The 18918-nt window shown below is 34.9% G+C and carries 15 protein-coding genes; 1 reads left to right on the top strand and 14 read right to left on the bottom strand.

What is annotated here, in order from left to right; genetic code table 11:
* Positions 1 to 208: 208 nt before the first annotated feature.
* The 13 genes from V5J77_RS09825 to V5J77_RS09765 all read right to left on the bottom strand — a co-directional run bounded on the left by V5J77_RS09825 (position 209) and on the right by V5J77_RS09765 (position 15704).
* Entirely contained in the window at positions 209 to 670 is a 462-nt protein-coding gene (locus tag V5J77_RS09825) for a Mov34/MPN/PAD-1 family protein (protein WP_338555595.1), read from the bottom strand.
* Complete coding sequence (locus tag V5J77_RS09820) at positions 664 to 2436, bottom strand: ThiF family adenylyltransferase (protein WP_338555594.1); 1773 nt, start codon at positions 2434 to 2436, stop codon at positions 664 to 666. Before V5J77_RS09820 ends, V5J77_RS09825 begins: the two co-directional genes overlap by 7 nt.
* The gene (locus V5J77_RS09815) at positions 2420 to 3385 is read right to left on the bottom strand and encodes a CBASS cGAMP synthase (protein ID WP_338555593.1); all 966 of its coding nucleotides are present in this window, start codon (positions 3383 to 3385) and stop codon (positions 2420 to 2422) included. The genes V5J77_RS09820 and V5J77_RS09815 overlap by 17 nt, the downstream gene beginning before the upstream one ends.
* Positions 3386 to 4372, bottom strand: coding sequence for a CBASS cGAMP-activated phospholipase (locus V5J77_RS09810; protein WP_338555592.1), 987 nt, complete (start codon positions 4370 to 4372; stop codon positions 3386 to 3388).
* A 111-nt stretch (positions 4373 to 4483) separates the two neighbouring features.
* The gene (locus V5J77_RS09805) at positions 4484 to 5029 is read right to left on the bottom strand and encodes a hypothetical protein (protein ID WP_338555591.1); all 546 of its coding nucleotides are present in this window, start codon (positions 5027 to 5029) and stop codon (positions 4484 to 4486) included.
* A gap of 56 nt (positions 5030 to 5085) precedes the next feature.
* Positions 5086 to 5985, bottom strand: a complete 900-nt coding sequence (locus V5J77_RS09800) for a hypothetical protein (RefSeq protein ID WP_338555590.1) — start codon at positions 5983 to 5985, stop codon at positions 5086 to 5088.
* Positions 5986 to 6141: 156 nt separating this feature from the next.
* Positions 6142 to 6510: a mCpol domain-containing protein gene (locus V5J77_RS09795; RefSeq protein ID WP_338555589.1), complete on the bottom strand. Its 369-nt coding sequence runs from the start codon at positions 6508 to 6510 to the stop codon at positions 6142 to 6144.
* A gap of 11 nt (positions 6511 to 6521) precedes the next feature.
* Positions 6522 to 7139, bottom strand: coding sequence for a hypothetical protein (locus tag V5J77_RS09790; RefSeq protein ID WP_338555588.1), 618 nt, complete (start codon positions 7137 to 7139; stop codon positions 6522 to 6524).
* 982 nt (positions 7140 to 8121) lie between these two features.
* The gene (locus V5J77_RS09785) at positions 8122 to 9849 is read right to left on the bottom strand and encodes a TniQ family protein (protein ID WP_338555587.1); all 1728 of its coding nucleotides are present in this window, start codon (positions 9847 to 9849) and stop codon (positions 8122 to 8124) included.
* A 112-nt stretch (positions 9850 to 9961) separates the two neighbouring features.
* The gene (locus tag V5J77_RS09780) at positions 9962 to 11005 is read right to left on the bottom strand and encodes a TniB family NTP-binding protein (protein WP_338555586.1); all 1044 of its coding nucleotides are present in this window, start codon (positions 11003 to 11005) and stop codon (positions 9962 to 9964) included.
* A gap of 14 nt (positions 11006 to 11019) precedes the next feature.
* Complete coding sequence (locus V5J77_RS09775; protein ID WP_338555585.1) at positions 11020 to 13143, bottom strand: Mu transposase C-terminal domain-containing protein; 2124 nt, start codon at positions 13141 to 13143, stop codon at positions 11020 to 11022.
* Between the two features lies 1 nt (position 13144).
* Complete coding sequence (locus V5J77_RS09770) at positions 13145 to 13798, bottom strand: TnsA endonuclease N-terminal domain-containing protein (protein ID WP_338555584.1); 654 nt, start codon at positions 13796 to 13798, stop codon at positions 13145 to 13147.
* A 70-nt stretch (positions 13799 to 13868) separates the two neighbouring features.
* Entirely contained in the window at positions 13869 to 15704 is a 1836-nt protein-coding gene (locus V5J77_RS09765) for a TniQ family protein (RefSeq protein WP_338555583.1), read from the bottom strand.
* Positions 15705 to 15868: 164 nt separating this feature from the next.
* Here V5J77_RS09765 and V5J77_RS09760 point away from each other — a divergent pair, with 164 nt between their 5' ends.
* Positions 15869 to 16588: a hypothetical protein gene (locus V5J77_RS09760; protein WP_338555582.1), complete on the top strand. Its 720-nt coding sequence runs from the start codon at positions 15869 to 15871 to the stop codon at positions 16586 to 16588.
* A 924-nt stretch (positions 16589 to 17512) separates the two neighbouring features.
* Here the strand turns inward: V5J77_RS09760 and V5J77_RS09755 are convergent.
* Positions 17513 to 18700: a phospholipase D-like domain-containing protein gene (locus V5J77_RS09755; RefSeq protein ID WP_338555581.1), complete on the bottom strand. Its 1188-nt coding sequence runs from the start codon at positions 18698 to 18700 to the stop codon at positions 17513 to 17515.
* Positions 18701 to 18918: the final 218 nt, after the last annotated feature.

The raw sequence follows: 18918 nt of genomic DNA, 5'->3' as shown, positions 1-18918 counted from the left end.
TTACTTTAAATCAGTTATGCATATATTATTCGTGTTCCGAAATACTGTGAGACTATTTAATAAAAGAATTTTTAATTACGGTCCAAGCAACAGAGGGAACTACTCAGAATTTTCTTACCGTCCCAAGTACGTTTAGAAAGCTTTAATTATGATATACTAGGATTATGATCGAGAAAGTTTGTTGGATCCTATTTCTATAATCTATCAATCATATTTTAGATAACTCTGTTAAAAATTCACCTCTTTTTTGGACAGCAACATAATAATTAGAGGTTCCAACAATAACCAAAAGTAGGAATTCAATCTCCATTTTTGTGTCTAATAACATGTTAGCAATGAGTTTTTTATCGGTTTGAGACGGTATAGGCTTAACTTCTGGATGAGTATGCCACTCACCGAGATAAATGAGTTCACCATCCGAATCCTCCCACGTCTGTTTAACAATTCTTTGTGCTCTTTGAACATTCCTATAGAAAAAATGACGCCCTGATTTATCAGCTTTAGAAGGTACACTCGTTCTCTCCACTATTATTTTATCAAGATAAACCCTACCTAATAAAATTCCACCGGACTCATGTTGCCAATCGAAAATTTGTCGATAACGCAAAAATATATCTAATACAGACTGAGTAATCTGCACTTCATAATTTTCAAAAACAAATTTCAGCATTTTTTTAGTACCTCAGTCTTCGTTAAATCTCCGACATTTGTATAATTAACACTATAATCGCCAATACTATCGAATTTTTTAGAAATACCTCTCCCAAAAGATTTTTGTAAGCTTAGATTCCCAAACCAAGTGAATAATACATTATTGCTTACTGTACCGTCTAAAATATCTTGAATCAAAAACATGAGTTCATGAATAAATCGTTTCACTTCTAAAATGCTATAAGGAACGTAGGTACTTTGACAACCTGCCTCACGAATAGCATACTGACCTGGTGAATCTAATACAGTACCTATAAACTGATGATTTTCATTGAATAGATCTCTGAAGTGACCACCTTTTGATGGATCTATATAAACTGCATGGGCTGCTGCTAAATAAGGTTCTACCCAAACGTATAACAACGGCTTATTAATCATACTCCTCCGTTGGAGTTCATCTAATCTAAATTCTGTTGGTAAATGTGCAGCAGCTACAATCGTCAAATTGCAGCGATTTAATAATGTCTCGTCACTTCGTAGTATATTTAGTACATCATCATGATAAAGATTATTACGACAGTAAGGCAGACGAGAAGAAATGTAATCATTTATTGCCTCAACCTTGCTTTTACCTACGTGATTTCCTCCGCAGAGATGTCTTGCTATATTCTCAAAAGTTAAGATATCCTTATCAATAAGCATTAATTGGTCTACTCCTAAATCACATAATGAGTTAGCAATTTGGCTACCAATTGATCCGCAGCCAACAATGCCAACTCTTGCTGAAGTAGAGATCGCTCCATCCCCTCCACGTGTAAGAAGCCTATCTTTCTCCACACGTATAACTGAATAACGGTTTAGTTTTACAAGCCTAAAAAAGTTCATTTCCATTCTTGCATTTTTATAACCCGCCCGAAATCCATTCATTGCTCTTTTTGTTTGACGTTTATTTTTACGATGACCGGGATTAATCTGAACTGGCTCCTGATGTTCCCACCCTCCCATAACCCTCCCGCTTGGAGTAACCATTGAAAACAGAACCATAGCCGGTCTTTTATTTTTATCTAAAAACTCAATTAAAGGCGAGATTAACTCTGGGCTCGTTTCACGAATTTTCTTGAGCAAACTTCCATTCGAACTTGGATAGGGTGGAATTCCGAATGATTTAATTGGAAGATACAATGCTTTTCTTTTTGTTGATCCCGATACCCCACCTATTTGTTTAACCCAATTCATTCCTTTTAAAATTGAATCAACTGCCAACAATCCCCTTCCTAATCTTGGCAAATCAATTTCAATCAGATGAATTTCTCTTACTACGTCATTTACTTCTATCAAGGATAAAACATTACCAATAGTATGTTGGCACCAATAGGAATCAAATTCGTCCAGATAATCACTTGAATTTTCCCTTTTGACTCCTAATTGAATTAAATCAAAGGCACGCTCAATTACTGCATCAACTACACCTTTGGGGTTCGCAGGATTCGGATGCGCTTCTTCTGGGTCAAATATACAGAGCGTGTGTTCGACATTCAAATGAGGAATTGGATATATCCTAGAAAAATACGGGTTCGGAATCTTGACTTCAGGAAAAACATCAGGGAAATGTATCGGCAATAAAAGATCAATAGCTACACCATTTTTATGAATTCGATAAGAACTTGAAAACTCTGTTTTGTTTATGACCTTCAATTCTTGGGCTCCGTAATTTCCAGTCAGATGAAGTGCCACATCTTGTAGCACTTTATCATAGTAAACTTCTAGACTATGCCGATCGTCCATGATTACCTAAAATTGCAGGAGAAGTGGATCTGAATGCAGCACTTGTTTCTGAATCCGGAGCCTGGTATTCAGGGAAGCGATCACCGAAGATGCCTCTCCATTTTTTTGATGCGCTTGTTTTATCTGATGATGTAAGTGCTTCGTCGCCTTTTTTTATTAAGCTATCAAGTTTGTCCAGAAAATTTGTCTTTTTTGTTTCTGACCAATCATTAATCAATTCCTCGCTTGGGAAAACAGGGCGAACTAATGAAAAAGAAGTATCTAAAGCTTCTTTGATAGCTCTTACTGTTTCAACAAGTGCCTTATCATCGTTATCCTTATAATCAGATACAAAGTGATTTATTGCTAGAATCGAAAGTATCATTCCACTAGGAAGCTTTGTTTCTCCTTCTTTGTAATCCTTCCAAGCCTTTAAATAACGAACAATCCTTTTGAGCTGTGCCCCTTTTGAGGTTGCTTCACCATTAAACCATTTTGTTAGCTCTTTAGGATCGCTATCGATCCATCCTTTCGATTTGTGCGCTAATTTAGGATGACTACCAGACATCACATAAATAGGAAGGTCAACATGATAATTCGCTTTATAAATGACGCGGACACATGTATTCTTATCAACAGGTGATGAAGAAGTATGTCCATTAACAGCATCTAAGATCCAATTATGAACCGTTGTTGGGATTGGCCAATCTTTCTCCTCTACACCTTCGAGATTCTGGAGATATATTCCATCATCTATATCAAATTCCCCATCAATTGGCACAACTGTAGTATTCATCATGTAAGATCCTTGTCCGTAGAACTTGGGTTCTTCCAGTTTCAGCTTATCTCTAAAATGTTTTTTTATTTTTTCTCGTACTGCATTTCGAGATGTGCGCAGGCTTTCTTTTTTATCTGATGTAAGAAAAATCTCGCTATGAAAATCAATGAATAAATCGTGACAAACGGACATTTAGGCTGACGCCTCCTCAGGTTTTTTATTTATAAATTGTGATACTTCTTTTGTATGAATCCATTTAGAAGCCATGTCTCGACCTTTTTCAATCATAATTTTAATTGATGAATCGAGAGCCATATCTAAAGCAATGAGCTTTTGTTCTTTCTTAGTTAGTGAAGCACTAGGAATTCGGACATATCCGCCACCTGCTGATTTTTGAAGGTACTGGACATGAAAATGAGTTGCTACGCTCTGCGAATCTATCATTAATGAAATTAACTGATCCTTCCATCCCAAAAATGGCTTATGCAATTTTTTTGTAATTGGAATGGATATTCCTTCATGCAAAGAGGAGATAGATAACAGAAGGTAATCTTCGAATCCAATTTGCACTTTGTTCGCTAAAAACTCTTGAACACCGTACAAAGAAGGATTATTGGCACATAGCCCTCCATCTACAAATTGCTCCAAGCCGGCTTGCGTTTCCAACTCTACAATTGGAAAATAGATAGGCGCAGCGGAAGTTGCAAGTGCTACCTCGCTAAGTAAACGTTCACTATCTCTTGTGTATTGAGGAATATAGTCCGACTTAAATACATATGGTTTCCCAGTAGTAATATTAACAGAGGGAATTAAAACGTGTGTCAGACAGTCTTTAACTCGTCTATCCAATAAGACTTCATCAATTGCTGCTTTCAAAATTTGATTATTATACTTTGATTTATAAAGTAACGATTTAACAAAATGGAATGTCCTCATCCACCATTTCTTATGAGGAAATATAAGTGGACCTTTCTCAGTGTAAAATTTAACAATATCAGTTGCTGGAACACCGGCTGCTAGTGCCAATGCAATAATTCCACCAGTTGAAGTTCCACAAATAAGATTAAAATGCTGGTGAATGGGACCATACTTCTGCTCAAACTGTTCTAGAATCACTGCTGAATACAGGCCTTTAATCCCACCACCATCAATTGAAAGAATTTTATATTTTTCGCTCAACTAAATCACCTCTAAAAATATTATTAAAATACGAGTAACTAATTAGTTAAACTAATCGGACATCTCGTTATTCTGATTCATATATCGAGATGAATCAGAAAGTAAAAAAATTTAAATTATAGATTTATATATATATTGTTTTCCTCCAGTAGGAGCAGTTTGTTCTTCTCTTCCCACAATCCCCAAAGTAACTAATGTTTTCAAACGATTGTTACAACTAGTTACAGCTATGTTAAGTGCTGAAGCAAGCGTAGGTGTATCTGCATGTCCTAACTCAATGACTTTAGATAGCGTTTGTTGCAATGCATCACTGTATTTCCCAATAATTTTCCATTCTCCATCATCAAACAATACCAAGCTACACAATTCTGCTTTATATAGTGCAGCATCAATATTTTCTTCAACAAAAGAACTTAAACCTGAAAGCATAATATTATTTCCCTTTAGCTCTCCAGCTAGTCTAAGAATCAATATCGAAACAATTTCACTTGCACATGAAAAGTCAATGCGATTCACACCAGAAAAATTAAGTAACAATAACCTTTTTGGTTGTTTAGCAAAATTGTCCACAATCTTATCACGAACAGTCCTACCATGTTCTCTACCCCATAAACTATCTCCATAGTTTTGAGCTATATTAACTTCAAAACATTCCATAACACATTCTCCTTCATCTGCTTACGTGAAGCAACAAAATTAGTATATCAATACGTTTAATTTGTTGTCAAGTGCTTACCTTGCAAGAAAAACCCAATATTCGTACCACTCACCGAAAATGGGATGGGCCTTTCTAACTTCTTCTGCCGATTTTTATCAAAATCAAGTCCATATAAACCTGAGTTTGATTGTATATAAAGCGATGCGCCTCTTTTTTGTGCACCATGATATAGGCGCGTCAATCCATTCCCCCTCGTTTTATCATCTTTAAAACGAGATATTCCTTTTGTAATAACTTCTCTTATCACTCTTTCATCTGATAATGATGTAACTTCAACTAATTCAGATTGTAATAGGCTTTGCCGTATACCAATTCCAGAATCACCAATGGCCCAAGATAAAAATGGCTCACCTTTGCTACTTATATAAGCTTGAATGCAAATAACCCCACGTTGTCTTGTTCTACTATGTTGACAAACATTTTGTATCATTTCAGAAACAAATGTCGTCAAACTGTTTATTTCATATTCGGTAAACTGGTTTTGTTTCATCCAACTTTCAAACTCAGTATTAATTGGCATTATGTCGCTTTCAGAATCAAAAAACTTTAGAACTCCCATATTTTCATTCTTTTTTAAATAGTTCATAATATTTTTTCTTGGTCGTTCAATTGTAATAAAGCTATCATTAAGTGAATCAAATCCAGCACGGGCCATATATGAACCCGCTTGCCCTTCGGGTAGCGTAATTACAGAGTGAATATTATATGTGTTATAAAGATGTCTACAGAAACTAAGTAATGTCACCATTCCAAATGGATCAATAAACATAGTTCTACTTAAATCAAATTTCACAAAGCTTGATTCTATTATTTGATTTTGCACGTCATTGATTAATTGGCTTACTTTCAAAAAAAAACGAAGCGTATATTTTTCAGGAAATTGAATTTTAAGCACTGAGTCACCTTCTTATGTATTTTTTTCTACTTATTCATTTAATGAGATCTTTCTACACAAGTTACTGTCACATGATAAGAATAATTTATTTAATTAACACTCAAATTGTGGTTAGAAAATCGTTATTGTGTTATTACTACTTGTTAAGAGCATCGTTTAGTGAACAATATTATTTTTTCCACCTGTTTTTGCTTTCCTCAAGTTCATAATAGCTTCAACAATTGAATTACCAATTCCTGCACTCAATGTTTCATTACAGAGTTTATTAAAATGATTCCTAATGCTTTCAGTAAACACCGCTACCTTTAAAACGCTTTCTTCATTTGTTCCAATTAACAGATCGTCACATCCGGTCATAAGCAAAATGTAATCTTCATTTCCCCTAACAAATTCGCCAATTATTTCCATGCTATTTTGAATTTTATTGTGAATATCACGCGCCTTTTCCCAGTCATTACACAATAAAAAATATTCAATTTTATCACCGATATTATCTGCGTCTAGTCTTATATAATATTTATACACTAACAATCCTCCTAATTATTCAGATGACTTTTTATCTCTTCATATGTAGAATATCGTTTTCTATTATGGAATCGTACAGTTATGGCTCCACACGTTTTATTTCTTGTCCAATACTTCCCTTTCAAGAATAATGTATCCTCAAATACTCTTAGTTCTGCTACTCCCTGTCTCTTATCTTCCTCCGAACTAATGATATCTGAACAATAAAAATATGCTAATTTCATTTCCTCTTCTTTTTCATTAAAATCTATTTTCTCTATATATGATTTACCAACATAACTTTCAGTAAATGTTTTTATATTTATATTAAAAAAACTTTGTTTTATTACAATATAGAACTCAATGGCATCGATTCCGTTACCATTTTCATCTATCCAATCGCTTTCTAAATACCCAATCCAAGTTCCATTTAGATTGGGTATTTTATATATCTTATCAAACCACTTAATTTTCCAACCATAATTAAAATACAACACCCAAAAAACCATTATTATAGTAACTGTTTTACTCATGTAAGAAATAAAATCAATTTCTTCACTTGTATTGGTAAGTGCACATAGTAATATAAAAATGATTAACGAACTTATCACAGAAATTCTAATTGTTTTATGCATCATATTTTTATCCATCTAAATAATATCCTCAGTTCTTATAATGAATTAACGAGTTTTAGTCAAATTCAGAGAGCTTTCCTTACATTTAGAACTCGTTTTTTATGATTTTATACAGTTAGTAACTTTCTCATTTAGTTCGACCTCCATTATTAATAAGCTAATCATACGAGCATTTTGGAAGAAAAGAATGATTCGGCAAAACTTAATCCTTCGGATCAGCAGGGTAGACATTCTGTAAATATCTTGTTTTATTGTATGGCTTCTTATCGAAATTTGCAATTGTATGTTATAAAAGAAAGAATTGGTTTAACTGGCTGCATACCCAAAACTAATGTTAATTTTAATCACTTAACCTGGCTTTTGTTCATTTCTTAGAGAATCCTTTTACTGAACTACTTAACCTCGTCCCCTCCCCTTTGAAAATATTTAATTGTCATTAACTAGAACCCTAAATCGTGCCTATAACATCATTATCAGAATGGACAGATAAGTTTTGAATTTGCGGAGTGCTGTCCGTCTGTCATGCTGTTTGATGTTCATGGTCACGATTGTTTCTGGCATTTCATATGTGTTAGATTTAATATAAAAAATAGAACCCTCACTACTAATTATTTGACTTTATGACAACATAATTTCGACATTTAATCTCCGTCCTTGCACTAATATATTTTTAAGGAATCAAAAAAACACTTAAATATTGGATATTTGTTAATTGCACTTAGCCAACCGATAATACAATTCTTTCACAACCTCTTCGTTCTTCTCCGCAGCCGCCAGCTTGTTCTTTTAGAAATCACAGGTCGATCGCGCTGTTACTTTCATTACCTTCCTATCCTGCATGACATTAACAAATTTTATTTTTACAGACCCCTTGTTTTTCCCAGCCTAGTTTAAACAACGTAATTAGGATTAAAATAACTTGATTTTCGTTCAACACCTAGGCTTGCATGTACAGTTGACAAAGGCAACATTCGTTTGCCGTATCGGCATAACGGCCTTAACTATGGGCAGTTGAGTTGCATGAGTCTACTCGACTAGAAATACTCTGTTTAAAGGCAGCTACTTTTCTTTTACTAAACAAATATCGTTTTCGTCCATCTTTCCATACGATTACTCTGTCCGGTATCAATTGTCCGCTTTCTATTATTCTTTTCATCTTTTTTTCACCAATTTTTAAGTACTGCATGACATCTTGCATATACATCCCATCCGTGATTTGCTTATCTGATTTTAAAATTTCTATACATCGTTGCATTTCTTTTTCCCAAAACCAAGTATCAGAAAGATTTCCATTTAAAACAGCCAATTGAGGGTGGAGGACATTTTCATGAATAAATTTTAATAGTTTCGAAATCGTTAATCCATTTACAGAGTATTTGATAAGTACCTGCTGAAATGATAGTCCTTTTACCTTGATATAAAATACCCCTCTTGATTTTTCCAATAACATTAACACTTCATCTAGTCTAATAAGCTTAATCTGGCTGAACGCGGTATGAACTTCATTTATTAGACCTTCTTTCAAAAGTTGATAAATAGAATTTCTTTGAATACCCAGGAGTTGTGCTGCTTCTCTTTTATTAATGTAAAATTGCCTCTCTTCATTCAGACGGGCAAAAGTATCTTTATCAATAAAATGTTGCTTTGTTTTCCCTTTTTGTCGTGAAATAATATCTATCTGGCCAGACTCACAAAGTGACTCCAACTTCGGATATGATATTCCAGTAAGCTGCTTAACTTCTTCTTTTCGTAAATGTTTTTTTCTGAGTAGTAGATCATGATTCTGTTTGAAAATTGACAGATCCCTTCGAACGGTACCGTTCTCCAATTCATTAATCCAGAATTGCTCATATTCATTTTTAATTAAAGAGAAACCCTCTTCTTGAAATAAAGCTTCGTAAGTTTTCTTCTGTAGGTATAGCTTTTTTCTGGGTTTCTTTAAAAACTCAAATAAGACGCGTTGAAACCGACATGGAAAATCATGATACATCCAAAAAACATGATTATAAGCTTCTGCTAACAATTCATTTTGTTGAATGCCACCGCGACGGTTATGAAAAATTCGGATATGTTTTTTTGAATAATCAAGAAATGAAGGCAATTCCTCTAATAGGTGAAAAGAGTGATAAGCTAAACGTAAGTATTGTTTAACGTTTAATCCTCCAATATTTCTAAACATTATACCGTTTTGAAATAGTCCTCCATGAAATTCACTTTGAAGCTCAAATTCTATAGAGTCAAAAGGAATCGATATCGATTTCGTTTGCTTATAGTAGAAGTCACAACACTTGCAAAAACCGCACATGAACTGTTCCATCTCAATCGGTTTCTCGCAGCTTGGACAGGCGTCTATCAATCTGGTACCGTGTTGTAAACAGATCGTTATTGGTTTGAGGCCCCACATCATTCGATGATATGCATCCTCTCTATAGCAATCAGGACAAAATTTCATTCGATTTTTCAGCAGATACAAATCTGAATTTTCATCCAACAACTCTCGGTAAACAAAATATGTCCCCTGATGCAGAATGTTTTTATCTTGTACTAAATGATCTGCTATATGGATGAGTTTATCTTCAGAAATCATATTCCGTAACCATTCCGCTCTTGTAATTCCAAAGGATGCTAACAAAACACCCAGCGGTCTATAGTTGGCTCTGGCTAATCTGTATAAATAACTAGATATACTCTCATCATGATAACGTTCTGGTCTATTAATCAACATGTTCTAACATCTCCTTTCTATGAATCTAGTTTTCCCGCAATGCTACGGTACTATACTAGAAATTTCAAAATAAAAACACCTGCAGGTTCCAGGTGTTAAGAGATGTACTAAATTATGATAATTTTTTTGATTGTTTCTTGTTCTTCTGATTGGGTTTTTGGTACTGTGAATTAATAAATGCAGTTTCTTTTGTTCTTTTGATCTCTATAGCCTCAAAGTAATTAAACCGAGTGTCCCCAAATGGATTAATAACATACCTTTGATTTGAACGTGTGAGTCGATGAAAAGCATCATGCAGTGAATCTTCATTGACAAAATCAAAACCTCGTCTAAACGAAAGTTTCGATGCCTCCATTAAGAGATCTTTGATATAGCGTGGTACACCATCTGTTACATAATGGATTTTTGAAGCTATCATTGGATCACTAAGATTCGAATATTCAGAGAATGGTAACTCATCGTCTAATTTTTTCAGAAATAATCGAAATTTCTTCTGTTGCGTCTGATCTTCAAATCCGAACGGTTCCAATATAATTCTTCGCGGATATCTCCCATCTATCTGTTCGTTATACTCAAAAATACCATCTGATTCTGGTAGTCCACATAAGATAACTGGAATATTTAACTCTTCCGTAAGTAACTTGAGCCAATCCGACGCAGTTGCGAGAACATTAAGTGTGTCCCGATCAATCAAATGTTGAAATTCATCAAGAATAATCATTTCCGTCTGACAATCAAGAACAAATTGAACGATTCTTCTCCCTAACTCCTCATCTGTACCTGAATTCGCGAATAAATCACCCATCTCTCCTAAAATTTTAGAAGCCAAAGCTTTTGGAGTTTTTAAACGAGGCGGAACCTTTACATATAATACAGGGATAATTGTTCCCGTATCCGTTAATCTTCTTGGATATTTCTCTAAGTATTGTTTCACTATTGTTGTTTTCCCAGCACCTGTCCGGCCACTTAGATTGAGTTGAGATGCTTGCACAGACCCCTGCGAAGTGACATGCACTTCCTCGAGTTCCTCGTATACTTCCTCATATTGCGGATGCCTAACGATGATTCTTTTTACATGCTCCACTCTTTTCTTGTATTCAGGATCACGATAAGTTAAGGGTTTACCTTTAAGTGAATCAAATTTTGTAGATTTCATTTCTTATCCCTCCTTCAACTCTCACGAATAGTAACTTCCCAATCATCATCCAGATCATCATCAAAAAGTAATAAAGGTAACTCAGAAGTTTCTGAAATAACTTCAATACCTGCCGTTTTCGAAAACGATTTAGAGCTCGTATCATCTAATTTTGAATTCACTTTTCGTCTCCTTGTAGACTTTCTAGATTGACCCTCTGTAGCGGGGGATATCTCTCCTTTGAATTCTAAAGATTCCAGTTGGTCTGGAGCAATTTGAGCTTTATGAAGTAGTTGGATTGAGGAAAGATGCTTGTAATGCTCAACGGCTCTCTGATCATCGGGTAGTTTCTCGAGTTGAGCAATTTCACTCCGACTGTTTTGGACAATGGCTTCTACGTGCTGATAAGCATACACCAAATGCGTTGTGTCAAATTCGTTGTACTCTTTATTTTTCCGATGACAATGGTATCTTAATTGAGCCATATGAACGGGATGATTTTCATCAATATTTTTCTTCCGTAGACTGTTTCGTACAGGATTCGCCTCGATATATTGATCATTCTCTTCATCAAAAACATAAATCGTACGCATATCGGAAGGATTAAACCTCAATCGAACACTTTTGTCCTTTTTTTTACGCTTTATTTGATCCGATAACTGCATTAAAGCCGTACTTTGAAAAAATTGGCCGGCAAGTTCAATTCCCTTGTTCGTTATTTTTCTATATTCTAGTCCAGTGGATAATAGCATAATCAGATCTTTCTTTTTCATAGGAAGAGTTCTATGAACTCTACAGTCTTTAAGACCTTGTTCCCATAAAAAGGCTGGTGTTCCTCCTCGTGATGAGCTATAATCATTTGCGATAATATCTACCATGGTAAGATGAATAATTTCATGTAGTGCCTTAAGCGTTAAGCAAGCTTTACCAGTAGAGTCATATAGAGAGCGCATCTTTGGGTCTGAAAAGCTGGTTCCGGGAATACTGTGGAACATCTTTTCATTCATGGTGCGAAACATTCGCTCAACTGTCCCCTTATGGTGCCCGGCTTTCACAGGACAGAACTGAACTTCGATACCAATTAGTCCGAAAAATTCCTCCAAATCCGCGGCATCGTGCACCTTGGCGTTATCGACAACGATAACTTCCGGTTTCCCAAATGCGGTCCAATCGTGTTGAAGTCTTGGATATAACGATCGAATATGCGTTTTGGGCAGCATGGCGTGCAGTAAACACTGCTTAATTGCTTTTGCGTTTGGTTCTCCGAGCCAAAGTTCATATCCTAGCCCATAACCAGTTGCCTTATCTACAGCATGAATTAAATTAAATCGTTCCTTCTTAGAATTCAGAGTATCAACTACAAATAGGTCAAGCGGTGTCGAGTCAATTTCCACTCGCTGAAGAGGCCTTTCTACATATACTTCAGCCGTAGAACCATATTTGTTTAAATTTGCTTGAACGGTGCCGTGTCTAGCGCGATCCTTTATGTACGTCTTCCGTAGATGCTGGATGACCCGGTTAGTCGTCGCTTTTCCGCAAGGTGTTAATTTTCCTTCCTCAGGACGAGTTGCATTTAATTCTTGAACTTCTACCTTCATCTCGTTATGAATTCTTCGGTTAGAAACATCCAGGCCCTCTTTATCATACTTGATCAAAAAACGCTCAATGATATTCTGGATTTCTTTCGGAATCTTAAACGTTTTGCTTCCTTTCAGGTCATTACGTGGCAACAGACTTCGTTTATCGTGAGTTTCGTCCCAGCGCCTCTTCCATCGGTACAATGTAGACACAGAAGAAACGAATGGTCTCAGATCATCAGAAAGAGTATTTATATAGCTTTCATAATCTTTAGGCTTGACTATCCCAAGTAAGACTGGCTCCAATATCCTGAATCGTTTTTTAATGATATTCCGATCATCCTCACTAAACATTTCAACATCATGTTGTATGACTTCTGCTTCTTTTACAATAAAGTCGCGTTTTATGATCAGTCGCTCGTCGTTCCAAGCTTCGATCAACTCGTTAACGGAATACACTTCAACTAAGTTGTATGACAAATTGGTTACTTCAATTTCATTATGATCCAAACTCTTGCGGATGAGAAACTCTTGTTCCTTCCACATAAACCGTAAACCTGGTAAAATAGCAAATCCCTGCATATCAATTCTCCTCTCCAATTTGAATGGACACCATTGTTCCTTCACTAAGTTCTGTAGCAAATAAATCTGCATATACCTTTTGGTGATAAATTAGCTTATAGATACACTTATAAAACGTTGATTCATCAAGATCAGTACAGTTTGACTGGAGCATTTCAATTGTAGAGTCACCAGTGTTTTGCAGAGAATGAAGAACATAAACTAGATCATTGTATTCCGTCCATTCATTCCCCATCGCCCTGAGCTTATCCAAATTCTCCTGGATATAACCACGGAAAATCTGCTCTTCGGTTACGATATGATAATCCCAGCCTTGCAAGTCGCAGTACATCCGGCCAATGATAAATTTCATGATATTTTCGGGCTTTTGCGTCATTGACTTAGGCTTAACTTCTACGATCCGGATGTGTCCATCACTTGTTATGACTTTGAAATCCGGATAATACTTCCTTTCTTTACCCTTGTAGCAATATAAAAGTCCTACTGGCTGCGATTCCACTTGGAGTACTTCACGGTCAAAGTCGAGTAATCGAACGAAATTGCGTTCTAATCGGCTTTCACAATGAATCATGTTATTATTTTTAAGTAGTGGGACTTTCCATCGATAATGACGACCCTTTATAGGTTTAATGCGTCTGGCGGTGCGCTTTCTCATGGTTTCATCTCCTTCCCTTAGTTTTAAGCCTGTCCGATTCTAGCAATCTATAAACCTATTAATCTTGGAGTTATTTCTCCCTCATCTGACTTAACCAATAATAAAGACGCATATCCCTTTTAAATAAATAGCCCTGTCCACCATCTACTTTGGGTCCAGAAGCTGGTTCAACGTCTCTTTTTCTTAGGAACTTTACTAGACTTTCAACAGACTTGACTTTCGTCTGCTTTTTTAATGCATCAGTTCCTGTCATATATGTCTTTTTAAAAAATAAGTAATCTGTCTTTTTTATTATTACAACCGCACCACTACTTAATGAATTAGAAATCAGATATCCCTTTTGTGACCATGAAGAAACATATTTCTTACAAACTTTCAGCTCCCTTGAAATATCATTGATAGTCAAACTGCCTTTTTTCAAAAAATTCATCACATCATCTTTTACAAATCTAAATTCTTTAAGTCCGCTAACTTTTTTACATGTATAAGGTCGTATTTCATCGTTCAAAATCCCCTCAACCAAATCGCAAAATGTTAATCCCCAAGTTGTGAAACATTTTTTTGCCTGGTTTATATTTATTAAAAGAAGATATTCTTCCTCTGACACATAGATAATATTTTCATTTAGATTATTATGAAACTGCTCTAAGTCTTTAGAGAAGTAAAGCCAGCGATTATACCCATCGATTTCTGGACCACGAACAGCTTGAATAAGTCCTCGTTCTCTGAAAGCAAAAACTTGCCCATAGCTAATTCCAAGACTTTTCATTACTTTTGGTGAAGATAACATTGCACCATCCGGTTTGATTTTCATTTCATTCCGCTGATAAGCATTTCTTCTCTTTACGGACTGATTTATTCCATTGACTGACTTTAACAGTGTCTTAAAAACGTCAGCGTTGGTTTGTAATAAAGTTAACAATTGCTCATTCCCAGCAGTTAAAACATGTTGGTTACAATAACCGCCATTCCAATAGTTAGATATGTATAAAACATATTTATCCAGAATGTTTTTAAAAGCCGGGAAATCAAGCTTTTGAAAAATCAACATATGGAATTTCCCAAATCCTTCAAGTACACCACTCTGTTTTTGGTTAATTTGATTAACTCGATATGCATCCAAGAAACAAAAAAAATTATTCGGCCAATCTTGAAATAGCACGTATGCTGCTTGGCATAACTTAGTCAATTTTGAATCATTCAGAGATTTGGAAAACCTTTGCCTCTTTTCATTGAAAAATCTGCCTGAAATAACTCCGGTAAAGTACAAAATTATATATAAGCATGTAAGAAACGAATGTTTATCAAAGAATGTAGATCTTTCACAAGAAAAAGATTTTATATCAAATAACTTTCGGTGAAGAAGATTGCTTACTTGAACGTCAGTCGAGGCTACGATAGGTAGTTCTCTTAAATCAAATCCACAATCGCATAAATTTATTCGTTTTCTGAACGGCGATAGGTTTTTTTTACAATTTGGACATTGATCGTGCAACTTGCAATTATGAATGTGACACGTTGTAACTACTGTGAGATCCCAAATTTTTCTCATATATCCATGATCTCTAAGACATGCAGGACATATTTGACTTCGATACATTGACGTTCCAAAATGGTCCAATTGGTATAGTAATGTTTCCACTTTTACTGAAGGGACATTTTTTACGTGGGGTTGAAATGTTAATAGTTCTAGCTGTCTCAAATCCTTCCCAACTAATTCAGCCAACTTACTCAAATCAGTATCCGAATCAAGCACCATCAAGTTTTTTGGTATGTTGTATCCATAAAGCCCTGTTGCTTTATATAATTTAATGGTTTCTTGGGAATTATAGTTTGACTCAGACAATCTGATCATATATCCCCTCAGACTTTCATCATAGAAGCTAGTTGGTCGATTTAATAACATATTGCCCACCCTCAATTTATTGTTTTTATAAAGTCACACGGTGACTTTATAGTCAACATTATAAGTAGCCATTAATTTTATGTCAATAAAATTCGCACTTTTAAGTCACGTGTTGGATAATAGTTCACAGTGGTGTAAAATATTCATAAGAAGGGGTGTTGAATTTGGCTTATTCAGATATATTAAATAGGTACATCAAAGAGAGCGGATTTACTTTATCAGACATCTGTCAACGCATAGGAGAGAAAGGTATTTCCATTGATCGTTCTTATTTAAGCAAGTTAAAAACAGGAGCGAAACCTCCTGCATCTGACGAACTTTCTAGGGCTATTGCTGAGGTTACAGGAGGCGACTCAGAAGCTTTGATAATTGCCGGATATATTGAAAAGTCTCCAGAAGAATTAAAAAAAACTATTGAAGAGTTGAACAATATCATCTACGATTTTCTGGATGTAATTCGTTCAAAAGCAACCTCTTCTCAAAAACTGGAATTATTGACCAATATCAAGAAAGAGATTTTCGATAATCCGTATATACAAGGATTACTTGCAAATCTTGAGTCTAACGATGCACAAGATTTTGATTATGAGGATCGACTCTCGATTCTAGCTGTATATGCCACAGAAACTTTTAATTTTCGAGACAAACTAAAAATATTGGTGGTAGCAAACTTATTTTATATTAGAATGATGTTAGATACCTCAAGCAGTGAACACTCTACAATCATTGATAACACAATCCGTGAACGTTCTACATCCAAAGTTGCTACTAATTTCGCTTCACTCAACGACAAAAAAGAGATTTTATCAGAGGATGAAGCGGAATTCCTTCAAGATTGCTTGCTCGCCTTCAGGAAGCAGCAAGAAAAAATGAAGAGTAAATAAGAGCAAAAAAGGAATAGCCACGTCATATACTCCTGGGAAGGCAGCAAATGACGTGGCTATTTATAAAAAAGAATTCACCTTCTAAAGAGCTATTTGCATGTGAATAAAGAGATTCTCTCCAATATTCTACTTAATATAACGTTCTATACGACGCCGATATTTGAATATTTCAGTGCTGCGGAGTAGGTAGTTTAATGAGGAGAATCAAAAAGATAGCTCTGCAGTTTAATAAATATCCAACATCCGGCTAACGTCTCACTGTTTCCAATGAAGCGTACCCTGCACTGTTTTTTTCAGATGATTAGAAGTGATATAGGTTGGTGAGCCTTAAATTCATATTTTACTACGTCATTACCGTGGTCATTGAAGTATTCATAGCAAAACAAAGAATTGAGATGTTTAATAAGCTTTTCAGCTGTGTATTTTTTCTTTTCAAAAGGTAAATATGATGGAATTGATAATTCCAAAAATGTTAGATAAAGTGGCTCAAATTCCTGCACTCGGTAATCCCTTGTTGGAGTGATCAATGTGTTAAAAAAAAGAATCATTACAAATCATTTCTTCAATAAGATAATCTAATATTGGAATATCAAATCTTTCGGGTGTAATGACCTTTACATTTTGCGGAAATTTTATCACTACGTCAATGCCTGAATATTCCACAAAACCTAAATTTTTCATGTTCAACGGAAGAGGTAGATAAGATTCAACATGGGCAAAATACTGATATTTGAGATATTCGTAAAAATTTAAATTATATAAAGTTTGTTTTTAAAAAATCGGTTCAAAATATGATTACATTAAAGTTGGTAAGTATGATTTACTTTATAGTTTGTTTCCATTTAACATAAGTGTGATTAGCAACTTTTAAAAAACAGAGGAGGATCTAGCGGTGGCGGAAACTACAATAATATTAAAGAATTATTATGTTCGTTTTTTTATATTATGAATATTTTCAATTATTCCTTTGTTTTCAATGACAACTCTATCACTCAATCCTTGTATTAAATTGATTTCCTCTTCAATCAACTTAATAGAGGAACTGATCACGTCTAGTGCATCTTCTATATCTTTTTGATGGTTTATCAGTTTTTTAGTTATTTTTTCATGTTCTTCACTCTCCAATCTTAGTGCTATTTCCATTACTTCATCTGTCTCGCCATAATCATTATCACGAAAATAGCGGGATATGGTAGTATCACGATCATATGTCGCTAGTTCATCCAAATACTCTATTAAATTGTTAATGGAATGATCTATTTTATATAAATTATCATCGATTTTTACTTTATTAATGCATTCAATGAGCTTCTTTTCTAAGTAATCCTCGAAATCTTCTTCTGGTTCCTGTTTTTCGTATTCCCGTTCAATTTCGGACTCCAAAAAAGCGTAGATTTCTTCTATATGATCCGTTAATATCTCATGAAAACCGTTAAATGTTTCCCATTTTCTTTGTGATATAAAAGCATTGTATACGTCTATTGTTTTTATGTCGCTACCAAATTGTAATTCTTCATATGTAAAAATATTGTCCTCTAAGTGCCTCAACGATTGCCGTACCTCTTGGGTAATTATTCGTAAATACTCCTTCACTACATTATGATATGAAGTAGAATATCTGACCGAATGATTAATAATATTATCCGCTAGATTCTTTATTTGCTTGATAATTTGTCTATCAGTAAAAAGTGTACCACATTCAAAATTATTGCTACTTTCGTCAGAATAGTTAGCGGAACCGATATATACAACATTATCTGTCATAATAATTTTTGAATGATTGGTGAAATTAAAATAAGAAGTTACATCACCTTTGAACATACTCTTATCAAGTATTTCGCAATACTTTTTTATGCTTTTGTATGCCTTATCCGCTGCAGCTTTGCTTGTATATTCATCCCATCTACCGGGTATGTTCGTAACGATCTTAACTGGAATATGTGGCTTAATCGCATGTATTTTCTTTAGCAAGATATCAGATTCCTTTGATAAGTTAAAGGTAATAATGTATACAAAATTTGCATTAGGAAAGTCATTAACCACATCCTTAAAACCAATCTCATCTTTACTTAATATCACCGCTCCAAGTTGCATTGGAATTCTCATATCCATTTAGCTATACTCCCTCCATATAATGCTTTAGCCCCTTATAAAGGGTTTTGTAATTATTATAAATCATATCATAGCACGTCTACTCATTACATAGGTAAGGGATCAAGCGAACTATGTCACGAATGAGAATTGACGGGGCCATTGCTTCCATGGAGATGTTCTTTGGTCATATGAGAATGAATTTGAGTAAAGGGACCGAGCATGTTTTTTGCAAGCGA

The sequence above is a fragment of the Paenibacillus sp. KS-LC4 genome (assembly GCF_036894955.1).
Classification (GTDB): Bacteria; Bacillota; Bacilli; order Paenibacillales; family Paenibacillaceae; genus Pristimantibacillus.
The sequence above is the reverse complement of the archived record's forward strand: the minus strand, read 5'-3'. Positions and strand labels throughout refer to the sequence as shown.

Excerpts from the sequence above, each read along its gene's own strand:
- V5J77_RS09825 (WP_338555595.1), bottom strand. The coding sequence starts at position 670 with ATGCTGAAATTTGTTTTTGAAAATTATGAAGTGCAGATTACTCAGTCT.
- V5J77_RS09820 (WP_338555594.1), bottom strand. The coding sequence starts at position 2,436 with ATGGACGATCGGCATAGTCTAGAAGTTTACTATGATAAAGTGCTACAA.
- V5J77_RS09815 (WP_338555593.1), bottom strand. The coding sequence starts at position 3,385 with ATGTCCGTTTGTCACGATTTATTCATTGATTTTCATAGCGAGATTTTT.
- V5J77_RS09805 (WP_338555591.1), bottom strand. The coding sequence starts at position 5,029 with ATGGAATGTTTTGAAGTTAATATAGCTCAAAACTATGGAGATAGTTTA.
- V5J77_RS09790 (WP_338555588.1), bottom strand. The coding sequence starts at position 7,139 with ATGGATAAAAATATGATGCATAAAACAATTAGAATTTCTGTGATAAGT.
- V5J77_RS09785 (WP_338555587.1), bottom strand. The coding sequence starts at position 9,849 with ATGTTGATTAATAGACCAGAACGTTATCATGATGAGAGTATATCTAGT.
- V5J77_RS09780 (WP_338555586.1), bottom strand. The coding sequence starts at position 11,005 with ATGAAATCTACAAAATTTGATTCACTTAAAGGTAAACCCTTAACTTAT.
- V5J77_RS09775 (WP_338555585.1), bottom strand. The coding sequence starts at position 13,143 with ATGCAGGGATTTGCTATTTTACCAGGTTTACGGTTTATGTGGAAGGAA.
- V5J77_RS09770 (WP_338555584.1), bottom strand. The coding sequence starts at position 13,798 with ATGAGAAAGCGCACCGCCAGACGCATTAAACCTATAAAGGGTCGTCAT.
- V5J77_RS09765 (WP_338555583.1), bottom strand. The coding sequence starts at position 15,704 with ATGTTATTAAATCGACCAACTAGCTTCTATGATGAAAGTCTGAGGGGA.
- V5J77_RS09755 (WP_338555581.1), bottom strand. The coding sequence starts at position 18,700 with ATGGATATGAGAATTCCAATGCAACTTGGAGCGGTGATATTAAGTAAA.